Raw genomic sequence first — 24,306 nt, 5'->3', positions numbered from 1 at the left:
ACCGATGATGATCAAACGCATATTCCAATGGCTCGGTGGGCTGGTGGGCCTGGTAGTGGTCGGGGGGGTGGGCTACCTCGTGTTTGCCCAGCACGACCCGGACCTGGTGCTGTCCGTGGCCAAGGTGATGGAGCCGCTGCGTGGCGCCGACGCCCCGCCACCCAACCCGCAGCGCAATGCCTACTTCGGCGAACTGCACCTGCACACCAAGTACTCGATGGACGCCAACGTGTTCGGCAACCGGCTCGACCCGCGCATGGCCTACCGCTTTGCCAAGGGCGAACCGATGGAGATCGGCGACAGCGGCATCGTGCAGAAGCTGGCCGCACCACTGGACTTCGCCGCGGTGACCGACCATGCCGAGGGCATGGGCGGGGTGCACCAGTGCCTGAATTCCAAGAGCCCGAACTATTGGAGCCTGGACTGCATCGGCTTGCGCTACAAGCTGCTGCCGGTGTTTCCGCGCCTGTTCGACGCCCTGGTGCAGAACGGCCCCAAGCGCGGCTACTACCCGCCGGGCATCTGCGGCAAGGACGGGCAGGACTGCATCGCCTCCGCCCCCTCGGTCTGGCAGGACACCCAGAATGCGGCCAACGACGCCTACGAGCCCGGCAAGTTCACCAGCTTCATCGGCTACGAATACAGCCCCACGCTGGTGATGGGCGGCATGCTTCACCGCAACATCATCTACCGTGGTGCCAAGGTGCCTGATACCGTGTTCGGTGCCACCGACGGTTTTGCCGAAGACCTGCTGCGCTGGCTGGACCTGAACTGCACTGGCGCCTGCAAGGCCCTGTCCATTCCGCACAACCCGAACTTTTCCTGGGGGCTGATGTTCGGCGACCGCAATTCCGACGCGTCGCCCGTGACGCGCGAGAACCTGGCCCTGCGTGCCAAGTACGAACGCCTGGTCGAGGTGTTCCAGGCCAAGGGCGGCTCCGAATGCGCCCGCGGTGTGGGCAACACCGATGAGGAGTGTGGTTTCGAGAACCTGTGGCCGACCTGCAAGCCCGGCGAGGAGCTCGTTGACGACAAGACCGGCATCCATGCGGTGCGCTGCGTGGCACAGAACGACATGGTGCGCAACGTGCTCAAGAAGGGTCTGGCGGAAGAGAAGAAATGGGGCTTCAACCCGTTCCAGTTCGGCCTGGTCGGCAGCACCGACAACCACAACGGCATGCCTGGCGACACGGCTGAGAAGGGCTACAACGGCCATGCCACCCCCATCGACACCACGCCCGAGTACCGGCTGGGCATGAAGCAGACCATCGTCTCCAAGAAGCTGGGCATCGCACCCGGCGGCATCAACCCCGGTGGCCTGACCGGTGTCTGGGCCGAGGAGAACACGCGCCCGGCGATCTGGGACAGCCTGCAGCGCCGCGAGAGCTGGGGCACCAGCGGCACACGCCTGCGGGTGCGCTTCTTCGGTGGCTACGGCTTTGCATCCAACCTGCACCAGCAGGGCGACATGGTGAAGACCGCCTATGCCCAGGGCGTGCCCATGGGTGGCACCCTGGCCGCGGCCCCTGCGGGCAAGGCGCCATCCTTCCTGGTGTGGGCCCTGCGCGATGTGCAGTCCGCCCCGCTGCAGCGCGTGCAGATCGTCAAGGGCTGGCTCACCGCCGACGGCAGCACCCAGGAACGGGTGTACGACGTGGCCTGCTCGGATGGTGGCAAGCCCGATGCCAAGACGCACCGCTGCCCCGACAACGGTGCCAAGGTGGACCTGCAGACTTGCGCCATCTCGCAGGACAAGGGCGCACCCGAACTTGCCACCACCTGGAGCGACCCCGAGTTCCAGCCCACGCAGTCGGCCTTCTACTACGTGCGCGTGCTGGAGAACCCGGTGTGCCGCTACAGCCAGTACGACGCGCTCAAGCTCGGTGTGGCCCATCCACCCAATGTGCCGCAGACGATCCAGGAACGCGCCTGGAGTTCCCCCATCTGGTACACCCCTGCGAGGTAGCACCCCATGTCACCCACTCACTACTCCCTGACACCGGTGGATGCGCCGGCTGCCGGGCCCCTGGTCGCCAAGCCGTTTGCTGCGGCATCGGCTGGTGGTGTCACCATACTGGTACGACTGCTGCTGGCCTTTGGCGCAGTGCTGGTGGCCTGTACCTGCTTTTCCGGCGTGGTGTTCTGGAAGCTCTGGGCCGAGATCGGGCAGGTTGGCGCAGCGCGGGACGCTGCGTCGTTCTGGGCCATGCGCAATGAGCTACTGAGCGACCTGCGCCTGGCGCTGGGCTTCGGCCTCACCTCGCTGGGCGTTGGGGGGCTTGGGATCGTGCTGGCAAGCCTGTTCATCCGTGCCCGGGTGGTGCGCCCAGTGACCCAGGCCCGCGATGCGGCCATGCGCATTGCCAACCACGACCTGCGCGGTGACATCGTGGCCATCAGCCGCGACGAAACCGGAGAACTGACCGAGGCGCTGGCCTCGATGCAGGCCTCGCTGAAGGAAACCCTGAACGCGGTGCGCGCCTCGTCCGAAGTCATTGCGCACTCGGCGGCCGAAGTGGCCGAGGGCTCCATGAACCTGTCCTCCCGCACCGAACAGACGGCCGCCAGCCTGGAGCAGACGGCAGCGACCCTGGCAAGCCTGACGCAGACGGTGCGCACCAATGCGTCATCAACGCAGCAGGCCAGTGCCGTGGCCACCTCGGCCTCGCACGCCGTGCAGGAAGGAAGCGCCTCCGTCAACCGGGTGGTGAGCACCATGGCGGGCATCCACGCCGCCTCGCGCAAGATCGCCGAGATCATTGCGGTGATCGATGGCATCGCGTTCCAGACCAACATCCTGGCCCTCAATGCGGCGGTGGAGGCAGCACGCGCGGGCGAGCAGGGGCGTGGTTTTGCCGTGGTCGCCAGCGAGGTGCGCAGCCTGGCCGGCAGGTCGGCCGAGGCCGCCAAGGAAATCCGGACCCTCATCACCTCCTCGGTAGAGCAGGTCGAGACCGGGTCCGACCAGGTGCAGGAGGCCGGTGAACGCATGCAAGCCATCGCCGAGGCGGTGCAGCAGGTGGCCGCGCTGGTGGGGCACATGCGCGAAGCCACCGCCGCCCAGAGCACCAGCATCGACGAACTTGGCCAGGTGGTGGGGCACGTGGATCAGATGACGCAACAGAACGCGGCCTTGGTGGAGGAGTCTGCCGCTGCAGCTGCTGCCCTGCGCACCGAATCGGCCCGCATGCACGAGGCCGTGGCCGCCTTCCGCCTGTAGAGCGATTGCTGCGCTTTCCTACAATCCCTGGCAACACAGGGTGCAAGGAGAACGTATGCGGCGTTTTGGGTATGGACTGATTCTGGGGGTGGCCCTGCTGGCCGGGTGCGGAAGCACCATGGTCAATCCGGTGACGGGCGAGGCCGAGCGCTCGGTGATGAGCGAGGACGACGAGCTGGCCGAAGGCGCCAAGGCCCACGCCGAAGTGCTCAAGGAATATGGCAAGGTGGCCAACCCGGCGCTGCAGGCCTACGTGACGGCCCTGGGCAACAAACTGGCCGCGCAGTCGCACCGCAGCCACCTGCAGTGGCACTTCACGGTGCTCGACAGCCCCGAGATCAACGCCTTTGCCCTGCCGGGTGGCTACGTGTACGTCACGCGTGGCATCTTGCCCTACCTGGAGAGTGAAGCCGACCTGGCCGGGGTCATGGGGCACGAGATTGGCCACGTGACTGCGCGCCATGGTGCCCAGCGCGCCACCAAGCAGCAGGACGCCACCCTGGGCGTGCTGGCGGCCTCGGTCCTCGGTGCAGTGCTGGAAAGCCAGGGCTTTGGCGGGGCCGGGCGCCTGGCGGGTGATCTGTCCCAGACTGCGGCCGCCGGATACATCGCTTCGTATGGCCGTGAGCAGGAGCTGCAGGCCGATTCGCTGGGGGCGGAATACCTCTCCAGGGTGCACTACGACCCGCGCAACATGGTCGACGTGATCCGCGCGCTGAAGGCCCAGGAACAGTACGCGGCCGACGTGGCACGCGCCGAGGGGCGGCCCGTGCCCAAGGGCAACGACTGGCTCGCATCGCACCCCTCGAACGACCAGCGGCTGGAAATGATCTCGAACCTGGCAGCCCAGTACCAGAACGGCAAGTACGAAGACGAGGGCCGTGCGCGCTACCAGAAGGCGATTGCCGGCATCACCTTCGGCGACAGCGCGGCACAAGGGCTGGTGCGGGGGCGCGAGTTCTACCACCCAACACTGGGAGTGGCCTTGACGGCACCGCAGGGCTGGCGCATCCAGAACGACGAAGCGCAGCTGACCGTGCTCAATGCCGCCGGGGACGCCGGCCTGGTGTTGCGCGTGGTGCCGCCTTCGGCCGGGCGCAACCACAATGAGGTGCTGCGCAACGTGCTCAAGCCGACCCAGGGCCGCACCGAGGCACGCAGCATGAATGGTCTGTCGGCCACCCATTTCGTCGGGGCGCGGCAGACGGCCCAGGGCAGCCAGCGCCTGGAGGCCACGGTGGTCAGTGGCCCCGGTGACAACACCTACCTGCTGCAGTACCTGGCGCGCGATACCGCAGCCCTGCAGCGCGCCATGCCCGGCTTGCAGGCGGTGGAATCCTCGTTTCGACCGCTAAGCGCGCAGGACCGCAGCCAGGCGCGCGAATGGGCCATCGCCACCGCGCCGTACCCCAAGGGCGGTTTTGCCGAGTTGGCCCGTAATTCGCCCCTGCCTCGCGCCGAGCAGCAGCTGCGCCTGCTCAACGGTGTCTATGGCGGCGGCGAGCCCAAGCCGGGGCAGATGGTGAAGGTGGTGGTGGCGCGATAAGGTGCTGGGCGGGTGGTGCCCGCGGTATGCTCGCTGCATGACTGCACTGCACATTTCCACCGCTTTCGACTCCGGCGCCATCGAGGTGCTGGAGTGCCAGGACAGCCGCAACATCCGGCTGCGCATCCGTGCCGACAATGCGGCCGAGTTCGCCCAATGGTTCCATTTCGCCCTGCACGGGGCGGCCGCGCAGCCGGTGACGCTGCATTTCGAGAACGCCGGCCAGTGCGCCTACCCCAAGGGCTGGGAGGGCTACCGGGTGGTGGCGAGCTTCGACCGCCAGCACTGGTTCCGCATTGACACCGAATTTGATGGCAGCGTCATGCGCGCCCACATGGTGCCCAGTGCCCAGACCGTCTACTTTGCCTATTTCGAGCCCTATTCGTGGGAGCAGCACCTGGACCTGCTGGCGGGTGCCTCGGCCAGTGACTGCGTGGAGCAGGAGCGCCTGGGCGCCACGCTGGACGGGCGCGACCTGAGCCTGCTGCGCATCACCGCGCCAGACTCGCTGATGCCCCTGGCACAGCGCCGCAAGGTCTGGCTCATTGCGCGCCAGCACCCGGGTGAGACCATGGCCGAGTGGTTTGTCGAGGGCTTCCTGGAGCGCTTGCTGGACCGCACCGATTCGGTCTCGCGCCAGTTGCTGGCGCAGTGCGTGTTCCATGTGGTGCCCAACATGAACCCCGATGGCTCGGTGCGCGGCAACCTGCGCACCAACGCGGCCGGCGCCAACCTCAACCGCGAATGGCTCTCGCCGAGCATGGAGCGCTCGCCCGAGGTGTTCCTGGTGCGCGAGAAGATGCTGGCCACCGGGGTGGACCTGTTCCTGGATGCCCACGGCGACGAGGCGCTGCCCTACAACTTCGTGGTCGGTTCGGAAGGAACCCCCGGCTACACCCCCTTCATTGCCGACCTGGAGGGGCGCTTCAAGGCGGCCTGGATGGCGGCCTGCCCCGACTTCCAGGACACCCACCACTACGGCTACGACGAGCCCGGACAGGCCAACCTGAGCCTGGCCACCAACTGGGTGGCGCAGCAGTTCAATTGCCTGGCCCACACCATCGAGATGCCGTTCAAGGACAACGCCGATTGGCCCGATGCGCTGGTGGGTTGGAACGGGGCCCGCTCCAAGAAGCTCGGTGCCAGCGTGCTGCAACCCTTGCTGGCGGTGGTCTAGTGGCCACGGACCACAACGCTGCCGAGGATTTTGCAGCCCTCGACCCGGACCGGGTGCTCGACGCCCTGGCCGCGGTCGGGTTGCTGGGCGACGGGCGCCTCATGGCGCTCAACTCCTACGAGAACCGTGTCTTCCTGGTGCACCTGGACCGCCCGGTTCCCGGTACCGACATCGGCACCGTGGTGGCCAAGTTCTACCGCCCCGGTCGCTGGAGCAAGGACCAGATTGCCGAGGAACATGCCTTCAGCCTGGAGCTGGCCGCCGCCGAAGTGCCGGTGGTGGCGCCGCTGGTGCTCGATGGCCAGACCCTGCACCAGCAGGGCGGCTACGCCTTCAGCGTCAGCCCCTACCGGGGCGGGCGCGCGCCCGAGCTGGATGACGACGAAGTGCTGGAGTGGATCGGGCGCTTCCTGGCGCGGCTGCACGCCGTGGGCGCACGCCAGCCCTTCGTGCACCGCCCGGCGCTGAACCTGCAGACCTTCGGGGTGGAGCCGCGCAACTGGCTGCTGGAGAACGACTTCCTGCCGCTGGATGTGCGCAGTGCCTGGGAGAAGAAGTCGGCTCTCGCTATGGAGTTGATAGCTGCTCACGCAGATATTTCGCGGGCTACAGGCCAAAATGGCAGTGAAGTGGCGGCTCTGCGCCAGATTCGCCTGCATGGCGACTGCCACCCCGGCAACATCCTGTGGACGCCCTTGGACGCCGCCGTCAGCGCTGGCCCCGGCCCGCATTTCGTCGACCTGGACGACGCCCGCACCGGCGTGGCGGTGCAGGACCTGTGGATGCTGGTCAGCGGCGAGCGCCGCGACCGCCAGCGCCAACTGGGTATGCTGGTGGACGGCTACGAGCAGTTCCGTGCGTTCGATCGCCGCGAACTGGCCCTGATCGAACCCTTGCGCACCCTGCGCCTGATCCACTACAGCGCCTGGCTGGCGCGGCGCTGGGACGACCCGACGTTCCGCCACCACTTTGCCTGGTTCGGCAGCAGCGACTACTGGCAGGGGCAGGTGCAGATGCTCGACGAGCAGATCGAGGCCATGCAGGAAGAGCCACTCATCGTCTGAGTGACGCCGCCGCGGCGCAGCCAGAGGGGATTGGATTTCACGCTTTGGGCCAGTAGCCGACTGTGACGAATGTCTGCTTGTCGGTTCAAATAAATTCATCAGCTCCTAATCCCCCTGTCCGAAATGATGGAACAAGCTTGTTTCCTAGAAATTTGTGAGATGACAGTGGCGTAACTGGTTTTGGGGTAGCCAGCACAAGATGACTTCAAATATCCTTCAGGAAATCCGTTCGCGAATTTGCTTGATCAACTAATAGCTCGCTTTATTAATGCACATTGATTCTTGGTCAGCCCAGCTGAGTACTGAAAATGCAGAGCTCGATGAGCAACACATCACGTTGATCGAAATTGGACGCGCGGTTGTGGCTTGCGTCGAGGGAAGCGCCTTATCCAGCACACTTTGCGACTTGCTTGACGACTTTGTTGCGATGTCCAAGTTGCACGATGGGTTGGAGGAGGCCATTCTTGCGCGGAATCTTTGCCCAACGCTAGAAGAACACCGTGCAATTCATCTGTTGAGTAGAAAGAAGTTTGAGGACCACTTGAGAGCGGAGCAAGCGGGGATTGGTGATCACAACGCTTTGGTATCAGACTTAAAGGTATGGGCCGAGCACCATATCAGCGACAGAGACTTGCAGGTAAAAAAATATCTGCATGCGGTTCCTTAAGGCAAGGAACAGTGGTGAATTGACGCAACTGCCTAAAGAGGAGCTACTTCTCCTCAGTGGGGTGTCGGAGACGCACAACGAAGTTGATTACCGCTCATTGCCGTACCGAAGGGCAAGCAAGGCCGCGATTACGGTAAAGACAGCAACGATGGAGAGAAGGATCCAGAATCCGTGGGGGTTTTCGGAGAATGGAATGCCTCCAACGTTCATTCCGAACAATCCGGCCAGGATGTTGATTGGTAGCGCCAGCACGGTCACTACCGTAAGAACAAACAGGCTGCGATTATTGGCTTCGGCGACTCGTCCGGCAATCTCTTCCTGCAACAGCTTGATGCGTTCTTGCAAGTTGGACATGTCTCTCAACGAAAGATTGAAGTCTTCGGCTGCGTGCCGCAATTCGGCGATGTCCTCTGCGTCCGCCCATCCAGGTGGCACGCGTAACAGACGGAAAAGGGCGGCGGGTTCCGGGGCCAACAGTCGTAACAGCCGCACAAGTACACGCCGCAAGGTGCCTAAATCGGCGCGCTTGGCGGCCAAACGCCCTGACAGGAGGTTGTCCTCCAGTGTGTCGACCTTGGTGCTCGCTGTGCGAGCAATGTGGGCCAGCACATCAGACTGGTCCTGCATGAGTCTCACGAGGAGCCCCACCGGAGAAAGGATTGTGCTCCCCTTGCGCACTGCATTGCGAAGCAAGTCTATGGACCGTAACGGCTGGATGCGTGCGCTGACCACAAGGCGTGGCCCTACCGAAAGCCACAAGGTCGAAATGTCAGAAGGTTCGAACTGGAAGTCGTAGCTGACATCGTTCATCACCGCCACCAAAGTATCGTCTGCGAGTTCAATACGGGTGCTGCGCGAGGCGTCGTGCAAAGCTTCACGAAAAGCCTGGGGCACCGGCAAGTTTTCGGCAATCCATCGTTCAGCACTGGCATGTGCCAGAGAAAAATGGAGCCACAAGAATCCATCCAACGCATTGTCGGCAATGGCGTTCAGTGCGTCCTGCGTGGTCAGCGGGTGCGGCTTTCCATCTGCACTGAAGTGGAAGCCAAAAACCAGGCCACTGCGATCAGCTCCATATTCAGATGCAGTTGCGGCCTCATTGCTCATGAGAGATCCACCTCTGTGAGAAAGGCATGGAACTGCGGTGCCTGCACCACGACTCTCAGTTCATGCGTCAACGGCAAGTTCAAATGTAGGGTCTGCAAGTCATCAAGGGAGTACCACGCGAAAGCCATGACTTCCTCGTCGTGGCAAAGTGGCACCCAGTGAGGATCGGCCAGGCGTGCAACGCAGACATGAATGTGCTCGTTCTGCCACGCCGAGTAAGTGCCGAGGTGCGCAGGTCGATCGAAATGCCAGTCTCCGATATGCCGTTGGCCCAAAAGCTGGCTGGGAACGAGTCCCGCCTCTTCGTACATTTCACGCACCAGCGTCTGCTCGGGCGATTCACCTGCAATGCAGGTGCCACCGACGGTGGTGTCCCACAGTCCGGGATCGACCGCTTTGTGCAAGGCGCGCTGCTGCAGGCAGATACCACGGTCGGACACCACAAGCAGGTGGGCGCTGTGCATTTCCATGCCAAGCAGGCGCGCCAACTGTCGGTCCACCTGGCCAATGCAGACGCGACTGTTCGGCTGCCACACATCAATCTTTTCCTGGCCAGGCGGTGGAGCAAGCTGGGCGCGCACCAAGGAAGAGTGCGCTTGTTCCAGCGACTCGGTCAGCGACACTCCTCGAAATTCGAACACAGCACCTGCATCATCCTTGGAACATTCGGACAGGTCCTGCAAGCCAATCTGCAAGGCCCGGTGCAGCATGCCAAGGGTGTGCCCCTGGTGGCGCCATGGGATATAGCTGGATGGCGGTTGCTGCATGCGAGACATGGGCCGCAGGGTATCAGGGCCGTTCACCCGCCTGCATGCGATGCTCAATCCTGTTGAGTACCGCCGGTAGATCCCGCAGGGAGTCGATGACATAGTGAGGATCGACGCATTTGAACTCCGAAGCTACACGTTCGCGTACGTTCTGGCGCTCTTGATCAGAGGCTCGCTCATATTCGTCCAATGTCCAGCCCGCTGGGCTTCCCGAAAGCGCCAGACCCACGGTCCACATGCCGGCGTTGCGGCCCTCAGCCAGCCCCGGCACGGTGTCATCGACTTTGACGCAGCGCCAAACTGCTTCGATCTTTAGTTTTTGCACGCATTCGAGCGCCATCCAGGGACCGGGCCGCGATCCAGCCTCCAGATCGTCCGCGCAGATGGTGCAGTCGGGCGAGTACCCATTCTTTGCCGCAATTTGCATCAGCACCTGCATCACTGCGCGCGGATAGCCGGTGGTGGAACCAATCTTGAGGCCGAGTCCGCGTGCATGCGCGATTGCATCAAGCGCGCCCGGGATGAAATCGCTGTGCGCACCCACGCGCTCCACCTGCAAGGGCATGAACGTCTGGTAGATGTGGTCAATATCATGTGAGGTCATAGCGTGTCCGAAGCGGCTGTGCCAAGTCTGAGCGACCTCGGGAATCCGGCCAATCGCTTCAATGTGCTGCCACTTTCCCAGGCCCATGGGGGCGCGGGCCTGGGCGATGCTCAGTTCGAAGTCGTAGGCTTTTTTGAACGCATCGACAAAGATCTGTGTTGGTGCAAATGAGCCAAAGTCGACGACAGTACCAGCCCAGTCCAATACCAGCGCCTGAAGTTGTTGTGCCATAGTTGAATTCCTTTTCAATGAAGTTAACCTGTGGCCTTGCCTGAGCGCGCAGCGGCGCAAGCGGACAAGAAGGCCGTGTCGTAGGGGTCGAAGCTATCGAAGCGCTGCGGCGCCATGTGTGTGCCGTCCAGCCACGGTGGGTCGGAGCCCAACAGTTGTTGCGCCAAAAGACGACCCATGCCGGCGGCAAAGGTGATACCAGAACCATTGCATCCCGAAGCCACCCACAAGCCTGGCAGCGTGCTGGCGGCTCCCAGTATCAGTTGGCGGTCAATTGTGTAGTTGCTGGGCCCACTGACGTAGTGCGCAATGGGGGCATGCTCCAGTCCTGGCCAGTACGCCTCTAGCGCAGTGGCGCCTTGGGCAAGGTTGTTCCAGCCTTGTGGGTCCTGGGTGTCAAAGGCAAAGCCTTCCAGATCCTGGGGTAGGTGCCGGGCATCGGCCACCGCGGAGTGCGCTTCGCGCAAGCCGAAGAGCAAGCCGCCGACTTCCGGTCGCGCGTAGGCCTTGATGGCTGGCATGAAAACAATCGCACTGTCGTGGGGAATGGCCAGTGATGGAGCCGTAATCCAGTACTGGCTGCGCACCGGTGCCATTGGCAGTGGCACCCCGGCGGGTGTGGTGAGTAAGTTGCTCCAGGAGCCTGCTGCCATCACCACATGGCTGGCAGCGATGCATTCGCCACTGGACAGTTCCACTCCACACAGGATTCTTTCTCGCACGTCCAACCTGGTCACTGGCGTTTGCAGCTGCAGCGCCACCCCGCCTTTTTGCGCAGCCTGCAGATAGGCCATGCCCAGCTGGTAGGCATCTACGTAGCAATCGTCCTGTACATGCAAGACATCCGCATCCGGCGGCACATGCAACCAAGGCGCACGGTCACGGGCATAGGATGCGTCAACCCATTGGGTACGTATCCCCAGCGCACTGCAGGTATCCAGCTGAGCTCGAAATGCTGGCAGTTGTTCACGCGTGACCACGTGCAAGGAGCCCACGGGATGATGACCTACAGAGCCTGGCATCAGCCTCTCGAAGTGCCCGATAGCCGCCAACGTTTCCTGTGCCATGGCGATTTGCATCGGTTCGGAGCGCAGCAGTGTGACCAGTGCCGCAGCTCGACTGGTGGAGCCCGCCATCGGCAAGCCGCGATCCAGTACCAGTACGCGGTGACCGTGCCCCATACGAGCCAGTTGCCAGGCGACAGCCGCGCCGACGATACCGGCACCAACGATGAGGATGTCGCGCGTCACGCTAGCCACTGCAGCGCGCGCAAGCTATGCCCAATGGCGGCCACGGCCTTGGCCATGTCGTGCGCATCAATGGCTCCGATGCAGCCAACGCGGAACGTCTCGGTCTGTGTAAGTTTTCCCGGGTACAGAATGAAACCTTGTGCGCGCACGTGTTCGTACAAGGCCTTGAAAGCATATTCAGGATGCTCCGGTGCATGGAAGGTGACGATGATGGGCGCTTGCACTGATTCACTCAAGAAAGGCTTGATGCCAAGTTGTGTCATGCCGTGGACCAATGCATCGCAATTGGCGCTGTAGCGTGCGAGCCGAGCACTCCGCCCACCTTCCTCGTGGAACTGGACAATAGCTTCACGCAAGGCGGCTACTACGTGGGTGGGCGGGGTGAAGCGCCACTGCCCTGTTTTCTGAAGGTATTGCCACTGATCACACAGGTCCAGTGCCAGTGAATGGCAGTTTCCTTGGGCATCTAGCAGACTCTGGCGTTCGGCAATCACGAAGCCCATTCCTGGCACGCCTTCCAGACACTTGCCGGTTGCAGCGATCAACGCCTGGATAGACAGGCGCTGCACATCTATTTCTAGCGCACCGAAGGAACTCATTGCATCCACGATCAAGCGTCGACCTTCGGCCTTCACCACGTCAGCGATGTCGGTCAATGGGTTGAGAATGCCGGCCCCCGTTTCGCAGTGCACCAGCGCCACATGGGTGATGGCCGGATCACGCTGCAGAGCTACGGCGATCGATTGAGGGTCGGCCTGTTGATCTTCCGGGAAGACGAGTTCCACAGTTTCTCGTCCAAGGTAGTGCAGGATCTTGACTATGCGCGCACAGTAGGCACCGTTGTTCGGAACCAGCACCTTGCCTTGGCGCGGCACCAGTGTTCCTAGTGCAGCCTCGACCGCAAAGGTACCGCTGCCTTGCAGCGGAACGCATACGTGGGTGTCCTGACCTTGGGCGATTCGCAGCAACTCTTTGCAGACCTCAGCGGTGATGCCATTGAAGCCCGAGTCCCAGGAACCGTGGTCATGCAGCATGGCCTGCTTGGTGCGAAGGGACGTTGTCAGGGGTCCGGGCGTCAGCAGCAGTGCGTCTCGGTCGAATCGATACATTGTTTTCTCCAGATTAACGGGTGCGCCAGGCGTGGTGACGGCGCAATAAAAGATGGCCGAGGGCGGCATGGGCAGCGCTGAACACCAGGTTGGCCAGCATGATCAATGTCGCCATGGCGGCAGCCGGTCCCAGTTCCCCGGCTTCATCCAGATTGATGATGGCCACGGTAGCCGGCAGCGTTTCGGGGGCGTACAGGAAGACCACGGCAGACACCGTAGTCATGGCGTTGATGAACAGGTAGCGAAAAATGTCCAGCACAGCGGGCAGGCACACGGGCAACGTAACTCGCCAGAAGGTCTTCCACTGCGGCACTTTCAGCGAGGCAGAAATGGCCTCAAACTCACGATCCAATGCGCGCAGCGCAGACGTTGCACTGACATGACTGGCCGCAAAGAAATGCACTACCGTGATGGCTACCAGCAAACCCATGGTGCGGTACATCACGGACAGCGGGCTGTCGGCCTGGTTGAACACAAGGATGGCGCCCAGGCCCAACGCTAGTCCGGGAACACCCATGGGCAAGAGCGCCATGAATCGGTAGACCGCGCCCAGGACGTTGCTGCCAGCCGCGGTTTTTTCGGCGAGGTAGGCCCCCAGGAACGCCAGCGGTGTGCCGATGAGCGCCGTGGCAAGGGCCAACTGCAGGCTGTTGGCGAAGGCATGGCCGACGCCAGCGTCAGTGAGCCCGTAGCGGAAATGGTCCCAGGTCAGGTTGAGGTTGTAGGGCCAGAACTTGATGACGGCTGAGTACACGGTCATGGCCAGCATGCCCAAAAATACGGTGGCCAAAGAGAACACGTAAGCAAAGAAGAACGCGTCGCGCCCCAGGCTGGGCAGGATTTGCAGTGGCGTAGCACGTGCACCCAGGGCCGTGCGGTTAGTGTGGCGCAGAAACACCTCGACTGCACTGGCCAACACCACCGGCAGCAGCAGCATCAGCGCCACCATGCCACCCCGGGCGAAATTCTGCAGACCCACCGCCTGAATGTAGATTTCCACCGCCAGCACTTTGAAATTACCGCCAATGACCTTGGGCACGCCAAACTCGCTGACCGAATAGGCAAACACCACCATGCAAGCGCTCACGAGGCCGTAGCGCGCGGACGGCAGGGTGATAGTGGTGAATACCTTCCACGAACTTGCCCCCATGGCGCGGGCCGCCTCGTAAAGGCGCCCGTCTGCGCTGGCCAGAGCGACCAGCAGTATGAGCAATGCGTGCGGAAACGCGGCAAACGACGTTCCCAGAATGATGCCCAATGGACCGTAGATTGACAGGTTGCCCATCAGCGGCTTGAAGACGCCTTGGTTGCCGAACCACTGGATGAAAGCGACGGCCCCGACCAACGACGGGCCCAGCAGCGCGGCCAGACCCAGAATGCGCCACAAGCCCTTGAGCGGAATGGCCGTACGCAGAATGGCATAGGCATAGAGGAAAGCCGTTGGTACTGTCAGCAGCACCACACACATGGCTACCCAGGCCGTGTTGAATGCGGCCTCGCCAATGCCCGGACTGCATAGGAATTCCAGAAATGGTGTCAGGGTCCAGTCACCTGCGGGTGACTGAATGCTCTTGCGCACCAGTGCACCCACCGGAGCTAGTAGAAACACCAACTGAAGGCCCACCAAGCCGACCAGCGCGATCGTACCGGCCGAAAAATTTTTTTTCATGGCCTTGATGCTTTCAGGTAGCGCCCATGGCCTCGCGCGCAGGACTTTCGGACAGGCTATGCACTCGATCACCCGGAATACGGATTCGCACCATGGAGTCTTCCTTGATGGACAACTCGGCCAGTTCGCGGCTTTCCAGCAGCGCCTGCAGTTCGAGCCCATCGCAGCCACGGACGGCCAGACGCATCACTGTGTGCGGCCCCAGGTATTCAACTTTGAGTACTTTGGCAAAATGGCTAGAAGCATCGGGCTCGGTGGCACCAAGGATCTGCACATCTTCAGGGCGCACTCCAAAACGGTAAGGCTCGCCTAAGCGCAGTTGGCGCGTGCTCGGGAGCTCCAGGTTGCCGCAGTTCGCTCGGTGCGCGCTGGTGGCCATGGCACGAATGTGGTTCATCCGCCCGACGAAGCCTGCGACGAATTCGGTGGCAGGCTGGGCATAAATAGCGTGCGGCGTACCGCACTGCTCAATGCGCCCACCTTGCATGACCACGATGCGGTCGGCCACCGCCAGCGCCTCCTCCTGGTCATGTGTGACCATGATGGTGGTTACACCCAAACGCTTTTGTAGCTTCTGGATTTCGGTGCGAAGGCGCACACGCTCGATCGCATCCAGTGCCGATAGCGGCTCATCGAGAAGCAGCAGTCCCGGCGCAGTGGCCAGGGCTCGGGCAATTGCGACGCGCTGCTGTTGCCCGCCAGATAGTTGAGCTGGGTAGCGCTGCTCGAGCCCAGGCAGGCCCACCAGTTCGAGCATCTGCGCCACGCGCTGAGCCCGCGCCTGCCGCTCGGTACCAGCCCCGTGGATGCCGTAGCCAATATTTTCTGCCACCGTGAGGTTAGGAAACAGCGCATACGACTGGAAGACGATGCCATAGTCGCGTTCTGCAGGGGGTAGTGCACTGATGTCGCGGCCCCGCAGCAGCACCCGGCCAGCACTTTGCTGCTCAAGCCCGGCAATCACCCGCAGCAGCGTGGTCTTGCCGCAACCAGACGGTCCAAGCAGCACCACAAACTCGCCCTCCTCAATGTCCAGCGACACCTCAGATAGCACCCTTTGCCTAGCAAAGTGCTTGGTGATAGTTTCTAGTTGCAGGTATGCCATGCGGGTCAGTCAAAAATGGGGCGCCGCTTTGGCGCCCCAGAGTCAGGACGTTCGGGATGCCCTTATTTCTTGGGCTCGGATTTGGTCGCGTATCGGTTTTGCCACTCGGTCAGCACTGCGTCACGGTGCTTGCCCATCCACTGGAAGTCGTTCTTGACCAGACGCTTTTCATAGTCAGCTGGCACGTGCTCGAGCTTGGTGGCAATGCCGGGAATGGCAGTGATGGCAAAGTTCTTGGCGTACAACTCATTGGCTTCGCGGGTACTGGCCCAGTCAAGCAGCTTCTTGGCAGCGGCGGCCTGGGAGGTGCCCTTGACCATGGCAATGGCTTCTACATCCCACCCTAGCCCTTCTTTGGGGAACACCACGTCGATGGGGGCGCCCTTGGACTTCACAACATTAGCGCGATATTCGAAGGAAATGCCCACCGGAAATTCGCCAGTGCCGGCCATAACGCAAGGCTTGGAGCCCGAGTGGGTGTACACGGCGATGTTGTCGTGCAACTTGTCCATGAACTCCCAGCCGGCCTTGTCGCCAAACATTTGCAGCCAGGCGGTTACATCCAGAAATCCCGTTCCCGAGGAGTTGGGGTTGGGCATGACCACCTTGCCCTTGAATTCCGGGCGGGTGAGGTCTTTCCATGATTCGATCTTTGGTAACCCCAGCTTGGCAGCTTCCACTGTGTTGTAGCAAACTGCGGCACCCCATACATCCATACCCACCCAGGTCGGTGGGTTGCTGGCAGCCTTGAAGCGAGGGTTGATTTCCTTCAGGTTGGCAGGGGCGTAGCCTTCTAGCATGCCTTCCTTGTCAAAAACCACCATGCTGGAGGCTGCCACGCCCATGATGACATCGGCCACCGGCTTTGACTTCTCGGCGAGGAGCTTGGCAGTAATGATGCCGGTGGAGTCGCGTGTCCACTTGATTTCGACATCAGGGTAAGACTTGTTGAAGGATTCCTGATAGGCCTTGAGTTGGTCGGTTTCCAGGGCGGTATAGACGTTGAGTGTGGCCTTCTGAGCAATGGCCTGACTGCAGCCCAGGACCAGGGCGCAGGCCATGGCAAGGGTCTTCAGGTTGGTTTTCATGAACATGTAACAACTCCGTTAGAGAATCGGTCGGTGGGCATTCAGAACACTCCGCGCCCAACGGCTTCGCAAGCGTCCTGGGCGCAATCGTAGTGAGCGTTTGTGACAAACTGTTGACAGTTTGCAGTTGTCAATTTCCATTAAACTGGCATGAACTTTGTAGTCATTGCCATGAACGAAACAGTTGAAATAGATCGTGCTGAAGCACTGGAACTGCTACGCACTACCCCAGTCACGCGCCTCATTGCAGACTCCATCGAGGACATGGTCGTGCGTGGGGACTTGCTGCCTGGGGAGCGTCTTAACGAAGTCGAGCTGGCACGCAAGTTCGGGGTTTCGCGCGGTCCATTGCGAGAAGCTATTCGGCTATTGGAAATGGGCGGTTTGTTCAAGCTAGAGCGAAACCGAGGAACTTTCGTGCGCAAGATTGCGTTGTCAGAGGCGGCGCAGTTGTATGACCTGCGCGCCGGCTTGGACGCCACGGCCGGGCGATTGCTCTGTGGCAGCATCAGCAAGAAACAACTCGCCACTCTGCGCAGCCTCACCAACCAGATGCGCCGCGTCAAGGAGTCAGACGTAGAGGCATTCCATAGTCTCAACCTGCGCTTCCACGACGAACTGGTTTTTTTTGCTGGAAACCAGGCCCTGACCGACACCTACCGCAAGGTAGCCAAGCAACTGGCATTGTTTCGTAAGCGCAATCTCTATGCTCCCAGCGCGATCATCAACTTCGCCAAGGAGCATGCCCAGATCGTCGACCTGATAGAGAAGGGCGACGCCGAAGCATGTGCAAACGCCCTCTTTGCCCATGCACATGGCGGAAGGCAGCGCATGATCAAGGATGGGGAGTTGGCAGGGGTGAGCGATGACCAATAGCGCCGACGTTTCCGAGGGCGATGTGAACATAGGGCCGCGCCGACAGGCCTGGGCGCGGGATCACATTGACACAACCACCCAGGCATTGTTGGATGAAGACGCTCGTTGGTTCTTTCACCAATCAATGTCCACTCCATGCCTGAATGTGTTGCAGCAGGCTCAGGGCTCGTGGCTGACCGATGTACAGGGGCGTCGCATTCTGGATTTCCATGGCAACAGCCTGCACCAAGTTGGTTATGCACACCCTCATGTGGTTGCTGCCATGACCGCCACCCTGGAGGAGTTGGCTTTTTGCCCGAGGCGCTACACTAATCACCACGCCATCGATCTGGCGCGGCGACTTTGCTCGGCAGCCCCGATGGGCAATGCCAAGGCGTTGTTTGCCCCGGGTGGTACCTCCGCCATAGGCATGGCGATCAAGCTCGCACGGGTTGTAACCGGGCGATTCAAGACGATTTCAATGTGGGACTCGTTCCATGGCGCGTCGCTCGATGCCATCTCTCTGGGTGGCGAATCAGTCTTTCGCGCTGGCATGGGCCCGCTGATGAGTGGCGCAATGCACGTTCCACCCTGCGATCCAGGGGCATGCGCGTTGGGATGCGGTGGCACCTGTACCTTGCGCTGTGTGGACTACATCGATTACTGCATGCGCAAGGAAGGTGATGTGGCAGCTGTGGTGGTGGAAACCATCCGCTGCACGGATGTGCAGATTCCTCCGCCCAATTACTACCGTCAACTGCGCGCGATTTGTGACCGACATGGTGCCTTGCTTATCGTCGACGAAATTCCCATCGCGCTGGGGCGCACTGGCACATTGTTTGCCATTGAGCACTACGGCATAGAGCCGGACATGCTAGTCCTCGGCAAGGGTCTGGGGGGTGCCAGCATGCCACTAGCGGCGCTGTTGGCCCGTGCTGAGTTTGACGTGGCACAGCATATTTCGCTGGGGCACTACACCCACGAGAAAAATCCAGTGGCATGTGCTGCGGCAGTAGCGGTTCTAGATACGTTGGATGACGAGCAATTGCTTATCAAGTCAACTCAGAAAGGCCTGAAGCTAAAGCAACTGCTAACCGACGGGACCCGGTGTTTGCCCAGTGTGCGCGAGGTTCGCGGGCTGGGACTTCTCATTGGCATCGAAATGCAAAGCATCCCAAATCGCAGCGCGTCAGATATGGCTGAGGCGGTGCTCTATCGGTGCCTCAGCAACGGTTTGTCCTTCAAGGTTGGGCAGGGATCCGTTTTGGTGCTGTCTCCGCCGCTGAACGTATCGGACGAAGACATGCTGTGGGCAGCGCAGTGTGTGGTTAATGCAATTCAAGCTGAAAGCAAATGAAATCACAGTCCACTCCAAGTTTCGCGTTCTTCGATCTTGATCACACCCTGATCCCTATGGATTCGGATTTCAGCTGGGGAACCTACACTGTGATGCTGGGTTGGGTGGATCCAGATCAATTTGCGAGTCGCAATGATCAGTTCTACTCACAATACAAAAACGGCACGCTTGATATCCACGAATACATAGAGTTTGCAACGAGGGCGCTGCGTATACGAAGTCGCGAAGAGTGCCTCAACGCACGCTCTGCATACGTCTCGGATGTTATAGCCCCGGTGATAATGCCGGCTGCTTTGTCTTTGGTGAAAAAGCACCAGGAGTTGGGCGATACGATAGTACTAGTCACGGCGACAAATGAGTTTGTGACCAGACCGATCGCACCGCTGTTCGGCATTGAACACCTAATCGCGGTGGACTTGGAAATAGATGCCAACACTGGCGGCTACACCGGAGGCATCTCGGGGGTTCCTTCGTTCAGGGAAGGAAAAGTTGCTCGTGTAGAGCAGTGGCTACGTTCACGTGGTCTGGACATGGCCATCACGCGCACAACCTTCTATTCGGACTCGATCAACGACCTTCCATTACTTGAAGCGGTCGACAAGCCTGTTGCGACCAATCCCGACGATGCGCTGCGTCGTATCGCACAGGAGCGAAACTGGGAAATTGTTGAATTGTTTCGCTAGCGGGCAATGTCATTCTTTCGTGTCGCGACCCTATTCCGATGGGTGCAACACACAGCGCAACAAATGGTGTTCAGAAGCTGCCAAGCATTTACCAAGAAGGTTCTGTACCTCTTGGCAGTCACTGAAAGCGAATCCCGTCCTTACATTGATCCCGTCTTGGCGTTGCCAGGCTTTAACTATCCTGACGCGCGGCATCTCTGCGTCTAGCAGTTCCGAGTGCCGTACCTCTAGGTCATAGGTGCCAGCAACTGGAGCATCGTCTGCTGTCGTCAGAACCTGTACTCCACCCGCGCCCATGTCGAGCAGCAATGCGGGAATTGCGACCAGGTCAAGTTCATCTCTGAATGCGTAGACCGGCAGAGGTTGACCATCCTTGTGCAACAGAAAGAACTGTGAGCGGGAATGGCGGCGTTTGTCTTGTGTTGTCATGCTGCAAGTTGCTGAAGTGTTGTTATGAAATTGTCACAAAACAATTCGACATTTATGTGACGCAACTACTCACAACAGGCCACACCATGAACGCCAACCCAAGCGCACAACTAGAAGCCATACGGGTCCATTACGATCGGGGTTATGCACTCGTTTGCGGGTTCGGACTGCTGTCCCTGAGTTGGGCTTTGGCTTTTTTTCTTGATGACGACCTGTGCTGGATTGCAGCCGCACTCTGCGCGCTGTACTGCATGCATGTGAGCAATGCGAAGCAAGCTTGGACGGACGCAAAAACTGCTGCACATTTGGAAATCATGTCCCCAGGGTTACTGCACATCTATCCCGTCCAGCGCGGTCAGTATTTTGAGTGTGACGCCGAAGTTCAACTTCCCGATGGTTCGGCTTGGCACTACCCCAATGCCCGCTGGGCCTTTCCCTGCACTGAGCCGGAACCCTGCCTGTGCTATTTCAAGCCGGGAATCGCATGGCCAGTGCTTATTACATCCGAACAAGACATCGTGATCGCCGATCACCGTCCATCACCGATACAGCATGGGCAGCAGAGACTCCAAGGTCATCCAAACGCTGCCTAGGAATTGGTCGAGGTCCCGGCTTCAGGGGGCTGCATGTTGTGCATTTGGAACGACACGTCGAACAAGCGCCCTTTGCCAGCGTAGTACCTATCTAGTCTCCACTCGTCCAATAAATTCAGTGCGAGTTTGAAGCGATCAAAGTCCAGCTTGTACAAATCCGATACCGGGAATTCGGTCTCTCTTTCAAGTGAAAGTACCAAGCGAGCCAGCAATTTGGCCGCTTCGGAATCCGGGTTGTGCTCTATGTAGAGGCGGGTTTTCTTGATGGCGCGCATCGAACTTCTCCAGACATTTCGTCCCATCTTAATGTTGAATTGTTGCGTTGCAATATGTGCCTGAGAGGCAAATTTTGAGTGCCCATTCAAATTCATAAACTCGCAAGAAAAATGTCATCAGCGCGTCACACTGAAGGGCTGTTTTGCGCGCTGGCGAGGGACGTTTGCGCCGTCGGCCAGCGTATGCCTGCACGGGGTCACAGCAGTTTTTGCCGTATCTGCAAAGGAGTTTTGATTGAACTGGGGATCCAATCTTTATCCACAGCGTCTGTGTTCAACGGTGTGGATAACTACTGGAAAACTTTGTTAAAGCACGTAATGGTGCGGACTGTTGCCATGTGCATGCCTATTAAGCAATGACACACCCTGTGCGCAAATGTGATGGAAATTTAGCTGTCAAAAATTGCGAACGAGAAACGTCTGCAAAGGGCCAGTGAGTTAGAGCTGCCCAAATCCCGCTTTGGGGCGATTGTGTGAGTTGGCGTTGAACTGGTAGGCGACAGCTAACAGCCTTGAAGTCGACGCAATCGGGAAAAATTCCTTTGTTTTGCATCGAGATTCCCCCCACGCCGGCGAGAAAACACCGTCTGTTCAGGACTCCAGCGCCACCACCTCGCCGGTGAGGTGGCGAACGCGAATGGTGAGGGTACTGGCCAGGCCCTCGATCAGCTTCAGCGCTGCTTTTCGGTGCTGTTCCGCAAAGGCGTCGAAGGCGCTGCGTGACAGCACGAACAGCTCCACATCGCTGAACGCCGTAGCGTCCACGGAGTGGGTGCCGCCATCCAGGAACGTCAGTTCGCCGAAGAAGGCGCCACGGCCGCACATGTTGAGGCTACGGACTTGTCCGCTGCCGAGAGGGATGGAGAAGTGCACCAGTCCCTTGCGTACCAAGAACAGCTGGCCGCCCGGGTCGCCGCGCGAGAAGATCCTTTCGCCCTTGGCGTGGCTGGCGCGTACCAGGAGTGCGTCCAGCTCGATCAGGGTGTCCTCTTTTCGGGCCTTGAACAGCTCGAATTCGTGCAGTTGCAGGGGGGCTTCCTCGACCTCCTTGGCCGGCACATCATTCAGTCGGCCGGCCACCTCCTTGAGGATGCGGTTCTCGATCCAGCCTTTGGCCTCGTCAATGTCGTCGAACACGCGCGCTGCGCTCTTGTAGGGCGCCAATCCGGTCTGGTTCACATACTGCTGCATGTTCTGACCCGAGGGCAGCCGCGTCGGCAGGTGGCTGTACACCAGGAAGCCGTTCTTCTCGGACATCATGTCGCGCACCTGCTCCAGCAAGTGGGCGGCGGTGATGTCGATGGTTTGCACCCGGCGCATGTCCAGCACGATGTACTTGCGCGTCTTGATTTCGTCTTCCAGCACCGAGTAGAGCTGGTCGGTGGTTCCGAAGAACAGGCTTCCTTGCAGTTCGATGATGACCGCCTGCCCGCCCTCGGCGGCAAGAATCCGCATCTCGTCTTCGGGGCGGGTGCGCTTCGAAAAGCTCTGGTTGCCCAGAATCTTGCGCCGCACGATGGATGCGCCGAGCTGCTCGCGGATGAACAGCAGGATCGCCAGCGCAATGCCGGTGCCCGATGCCGGAATCAGGCCGACGAACAAGGCCACCCCCACCACCGCGAGGATGACGACGAAATCGAGCACCGTGTGCCGGGTCTTCACCAGGGCAAAGCTGTGGCGGTCGATCATGCGCACGCCAATGACGATGAGAATCGCGGCCAGGGCGGCAATCGGCACCCAAGCGATCAGGCGCCCCAGCAACAGGAAGGCGAGCAGGGCCAGTGCGCCTTCCATCACCCCCGAGAGCCGACTGACGGCGCCACTGGACATGTTCACCAGCGTCGCGCCCATGGTGCCGGCGCCGGGAATGCCGCCCACCAGGCCTGAGGCCAGGTTGCCCAGGCCCTGGCCGACCAGTTCGCGGTTCGAGTTGTGCCGCGTGCGTGTCATCGCATCCAGCACCACACAGGTCTTGAGCGTATCGATCGACAGCAGCACGGACAGGGTGAGTGCCGGCACCAGCAAGGAGTGCAGCTGCGCCAGGTCAATGCCTTGTACCGACGCGAGACGGCCGGCGAATGCCTCGGCAAAGCCACCAGCACTGCCGCCCGCGCCACCGCCCATGGGGCCGACAATCAGTGCGTTGCCCTCGACCACCAGCAGGGCAGGGTCGATCAGCCCCAGACCGAAGTAGCTGAGCATGCCGGCGCCCAGGGCCAGGATCACCGCGGGCACGCGCTGGGTCAGGCGTGGCCCGCCCACCATGGTGCCGGCCGTGACCAGGCCGACCACGATGGCCTGCCACTGCCATCCATCGACATGGACCAGCGCCTGCCAGAAACCTTGGCCGCCGGGTACGCCAAGGAGCTTAGGCAGCTGGCTGCCGATGATGATCAGGCCGACGCCCGACAGGTAGCCGCTGACGACCGGATAGGGCATGTACTTGATCAGCCGTCCCAGGCCGATCGTGCCGTAGAGCACCTGCAGCGCGCCCGAGAGCAGTCCAATGGCCATCAGCAGGAACAGCACCGTCTGCGGCGTCGCACCGGTGCGCATGAACTCGATGGCAAAGGCCGACAACACGGCGGCGGCAGGTGCGCAGGGGGCCGTGATCAGCCGCTGGGTACCGCCCATGGCCGGTGCGACCAGGCCCAGGGCCGTAACCCCCAGGATGCCGGCCAGCGCGCCGTAGGCCGCGTATGCGCCGCCCAGTGGCGAGAAGATGGTGACGCCGAACGCGATCGCCGAGGGCAGGGCCACCAGCATGGCGGCAAGCCCGCCCCAGAAATCGCCGACGAGTCCCGGTGGAATGCGCGACAGAACGTTCATGGTGAGCTTCCCGCAGTGTTCAACCCAACGCAGTTGCACGTGAATGGCGTCGATGCTGCCTTTGCGGCCAGGCGAAAAGCAGCACTACCCGCATGGTGACTGTACGCCAGCCGGGGGGCTTGCGGTTCTGCAGAAGCGCTGGCCGAAAAAACGGCCAGGCGCTCCATGCACCGGTTTACTTGCCGTTGATGCCCAGCAACTCCACCTCGAACTGCAAGGTGGCATTGGGCGGAATCACGCCGCCGGCACCGCGCGAGCCGTAGGCAATGGAGGCCGGGCAGGTGAGCTTGGCCTTGCTACCCACCTTCATCTTCTGCACGCCTTCGGTCCAGCAGGGGATGACGCCGCTCAGGGGGAACTCGATGGGCGTGCCGCGCTTGTACGAGCTGTCGAACTCGCGGCCATCGGGGAAGGTGCCCTTGTAGTGCACCTTGACGCGGTCACTGGCGGTGGGGCTGGCACCCGTACCCTCGGCCAGGCTTCGGTACACCAGGCCGCTGGCGGTGGTGACGGCGCCGGGTTCCTTGGCCGCGGCCAACAGGGGATCGGTGGCGGTCTGCGCCTGGGCGCTGAGCAGGGTCAGGCCCAGGGCCAGGGCGGTGGTGGTGCGGGTGAAGTGTTGGTGCATATCTGTGTTGCTATGGAAAAAGTAGCTCCCCACGCAGGTTTTGCGGGGGCAGA

General features: G+C 61.0%; 22 protein-coding genes. 10 read left to right on the top strand and 12 right to left on the bottom strand.

Translation table 11 applies throughout. The features are described 5' to 3' along the window. Positions 1 to 7 precede the first annotated feature (7 nt). The 6 genes from RQP54_RS03430 (at position 8) to RQP54_RS03405 (ending at position 7,674) form a co-directional block, all read left to right on the top strand. On the top strand, positions 8 to 1,966 hold the full coding sequence (locus tag RQP54_RS03430; protein ID WP_315676766.1) for a DUF3604 domain-containing protein: 1,959 nt from the start codon (positions 8 to 10) through the stop codon (positions 1,964 to 1,966). A 6-nt stretch (positions 1,967 to 1,972) separates the two neighbouring features. Continuing rightward, on the top strand, positions 1,973 to 3,220 hold the full coding sequence (locus RQP54_RS03425) for a methyl-accepting chemotaxis protein (protein ID WP_315676765.1): 1,248 nt from the start codon (positions 1,973 to 1,975) through the stop codon (positions 3,218 to 3,220). Positions 3,221 to 3,275: 55 nt separating this feature from the next. Then, positions 3,276 to 4,766, top strand: a complete 1,491-nt coding sequence (locus tag RQP54_RS03420; RefSeq protein ID WP_315676764.1) for a M48 family metalloprotease — start codon at positions 3,276 to 3,278, stop codon at positions 4,764 to 4,766. A gap of 37 nt (positions 4,767 to 4,803) precedes the next feature. Next, positions 4,804 to 5,943 carry a M14-type cytosolic carboxypeptidase gene (locus RQP54_RS03415; protein ID WP_315676763.1) on the top strand — a complete coding sequence of 380 codons (1,140 nt, stop codon included), beginning with the start codon at positions 4,804 to 4,806 and terminating at the stop codon, positions 5,941 to 5,943. Next, the gene (locus RQP54_RS03410; RefSeq protein WP_315676762.1) at positions 5,943 to 7,007 is read left to right on the top strand and encodes a serine/threonine protein kinase; all 1,065 of its coding nucleotides are present in this window, start codon (positions 5,943 to 5,945) and stop codon (positions 7,005 to 7,007) included. Before RQP54_RS03415 ends, RQP54_RS03410 begins: the two co-directional genes overlap by 1 nt. A gap of 268 nt (positions 7,008 to 7,275) precedes the next feature. Further along, on the top strand, positions 7,276 to 7,674 hold the full coding sequence (locus RQP54_RS03405; protein WP_315676761.1) for a hypothetical protein: 399 nt from the start codon (positions 7,276 to 7,278) through the stop codon (positions 7,672 to 7,674). Between the two features lie 87 nt (positions 7,675 to 7,761). Here the strand turns inward: RQP54_RS03405 and RQP54_RS03400 are convergent, their stop codons facing one another. The 8 genes from RQP54_RS03400 to RQP54_RS03365 all read right to left on the bottom strand — a co-directional run bounded on the left by RQP54_RS03400 (position 7,762) and on the right by RQP54_RS03365 (position 16,610). Beyond that, positions 7,762 to 8,781, bottom strand: coding sequence for a transporter (locus tag RQP54_RS03400; RefSeq protein ID WP_315676760.1), 1,020 nt, complete (start codon positions 8,779 to 8,781; stop codon positions 7,762 to 7,764). Then, positions 8,778 to 9,491 carry an NUDIX domain-containing protein gene (locus RQP54_RS03395; protein ID WP_315676759.1) on the bottom strand — a complete coding sequence of 238 codons (714 nt, stop codon included), beginning with the start codon at positions 9,489 to 9,491 and terminating at the stop codon, positions 8,778 to 8,780. Before RQP54_RS03395 ends, RQP54_RS03400 begins: the two co-directional genes overlap by 4 nt. Before the next feature lie 79 nt (positions 9,492 to 9,570). Beyond that, the gene (gene phnX / locus RQP54_RS03390; RefSeq protein ID WP_315676758.1) at positions 9,571 to 10,383 is read right to left on the bottom strand and encodes a phosphonoacetaldehyde hydrolase; all 813 of its coding nucleotides are present in this window, start codon (positions 10,381 to 10,383) and stop codon (positions 9,571 to 9,573) included. 23 nt (positions 10,384 to 10,406) lie between these two features. After that, positions 10,407 to 11,633: an FAD-binding oxidoreductase gene (locus tag RQP54_RS03385; protein ID WP_315676757.1), complete on the bottom strand. Its 1,227-nt coding sequence runs from the start codon at positions 11,631 to 11,633 to the stop codon at positions 10,407 to 10,409. Next, positions 11,630 to 12,742, bottom strand: coding sequence for a 2-aminoethylphosphonate--pyruvate transaminase (locus tag RQP54_RS03380; RefSeq protein ID WP_315677741.1), 1,113 nt, complete (start codon positions 12,740 to 12,742; stop codon positions 11,630 to 11,632). Before RQP54_RS03380 ends, RQP54_RS03385 begins: the two co-directional genes overlap by 4 nt. A gap of 13 nt (positions 12,743 to 12,755) precedes the next feature. Then, positions 12,756 to 14,411, bottom strand: coding sequence for a putative 2-aminoethylphosphonate ABC transporter permease subunit (locus RQP54_RS03375; protein WP_315676756.1), 1,656 nt, complete (start codon positions 14,409 to 14,411; stop codon positions 12,756 to 12,758). A gap of 13 nt (positions 14,412 to 14,424) precedes the next feature. Beyond that, complete coding sequence (locus tag RQP54_RS03370) at positions 14,425 to 15,516, bottom strand: putative 2-aminoethylphosphonate ABC transporter ATP-binding protein (RefSeq protein ID WP_315676755.1); 1,092 nt, start codon at positions 15,514 to 15,516, stop codon at positions 14,425 to 14,427. A 62-nt stretch (positions 15,517 to 15,578) separates the two neighbouring features. Beyond that, positions 15,579 to 16,610, bottom strand: a complete 1,032-nt coding sequence (locus RQP54_RS03365; RefSeq protein ID WP_409997522.1) for a putative 2-aminoethylphosphonate ABC transporter substrate-binding protein — start codon at positions 16,608 to 16,610, stop codon at positions 15,579 to 15,581. 144 nt (positions 16,611 to 16,754) lie between these two features. On the opposite strand from RQP54_RS03365, the gene RQP54_RS03360 reads away from it, so the two are divergent. From RQP54_RS03360 to RQP54_RS03350, 3 genes are read left to right on the top strand one after another with little or no spacing between them, the layout of a single operon-like run. After that, on the top strand, positions 16,755 to 17,480 hold the full coding sequence (locus RQP54_RS03360) for an FCD domain-containing protein (RefSeq protein WP_315676754.1): 726 nt from the start codon (positions 16,755 to 16,757) through the stop codon (positions 17,478 to 17,480). Beyond that, a complete protein-coding gene (locus tag RQP54_RS03355) occupies positions 17,470 to 18,816 on the top strand; it encodes an aspartate aminotransferase family protein (protein WP_315676753.1) in 1,347 nt (448 codons plus the stop codon). The genes RQP54_RS03360 and RQP54_RS03355 overlap by 11 nt, the downstream gene beginning before the upstream one ends. After that, positions 18,813 to 19,499 carry an HAD family hydrolase gene (locus RQP54_RS03350; RefSeq protein ID WP_315676752.1) on the top strand — a complete coding sequence of 229 codons (687 nt, stop codon included), beginning with the start codon at positions 18,813 to 18,815 and terminating at the stop codon, positions 19,497 to 19,499. Before RQP54_RS03355 ends, RQP54_RS03350 begins: the two co-directional genes overlap by 4 nt. 30 nt (positions 19,500 to 19,529) lie before the next feature. Here RQP54_RS03350 and RQP54_RS03345 read toward each other — a convergent pair whose 3' ends face one another. After that, on the bottom strand, positions 19,530 to 19,928 hold the full coding sequence (locus RQP54_RS03345; RefSeq protein ID WP_315676751.1) for a hypothetical protein: 399 nt from the start codon (positions 19,926 to 19,928) through the stop codon (positions 19,530 to 19,532). A gap of 86 nt (positions 19,929 to 20,014) precedes the next feature. Here RQP54_RS03345 and RQP54_RS03340 point away from each other — a divergent pair, with 86 nt between their 5' ends. After that, a complete protein-coding gene (locus RQP54_RS03340) occupies positions 20,015 to 20,521 on the top strand; it encodes a hypothetical protein (protein ID WP_315676750.1) in 507 nt (168 codons plus the stop codon). Here RQP54_RS03340 and RQP54_RS03335 read toward each other — a convergent pair. The 3 genes from RQP54_RS03335 to RQP54_RS03325 all read right to left on the bottom strand — a co-directional run bounded on the left by RQP54_RS03335 (position 20,518) and on the right by RQP54_RS03325 (position 24,253). Then, positions 20,518 to 20,796, bottom strand: coding sequence for a hypothetical protein (locus tag RQP54_RS03335; protein ID WP_315676749.1), 279 nt, complete (start codon positions 20,794 to 20,796; stop codon positions 20,518 to 20,520). The genes RQP54_RS03340 and RQP54_RS03335 overlap by 4 nt on opposite strands. A gap of 591 nt (positions 20,797 to 21,387) precedes the next feature. Then, entirely contained in the window at positions 21,388 to 23,625 is a 2,238-nt protein-coding gene (locus RQP54_RS03330; protein ID WP_315676748.1) for an SLC26A/SulP transporter family protein, read from the bottom strand. Positions 23,626 to 23,800: 175 nt separating this feature from the next. Then, positions 23,801 to 24,253 carry an FKBP-type peptidyl-prolyl cis-trans isomerase gene (locus RQP54_RS03325; RefSeq protein ID WP_315676747.1) on the bottom strand — a complete coding sequence of 151 codons (453 nt, stop codon included), beginning with the start codon at positions 24,251 to 24,253 and terminating at the stop codon, positions 23,801 to 23,803. Positions 24,254 to 24,306 lie beyond the last annotated feature (53 nt).

The organism is Curvibacter sp. APW13, from assembly GCF_032337135.1.
Taxonomy (GTDB): domain Bacteria; phylum Pseudomonadota; class Gammaproteobacteria; order Burkholderiales; family Burkholderiaceae_C; genus Allorhodoferax.
This window is presented reverse-complemented; position numbering and strand designations above follow the sequence as displayed.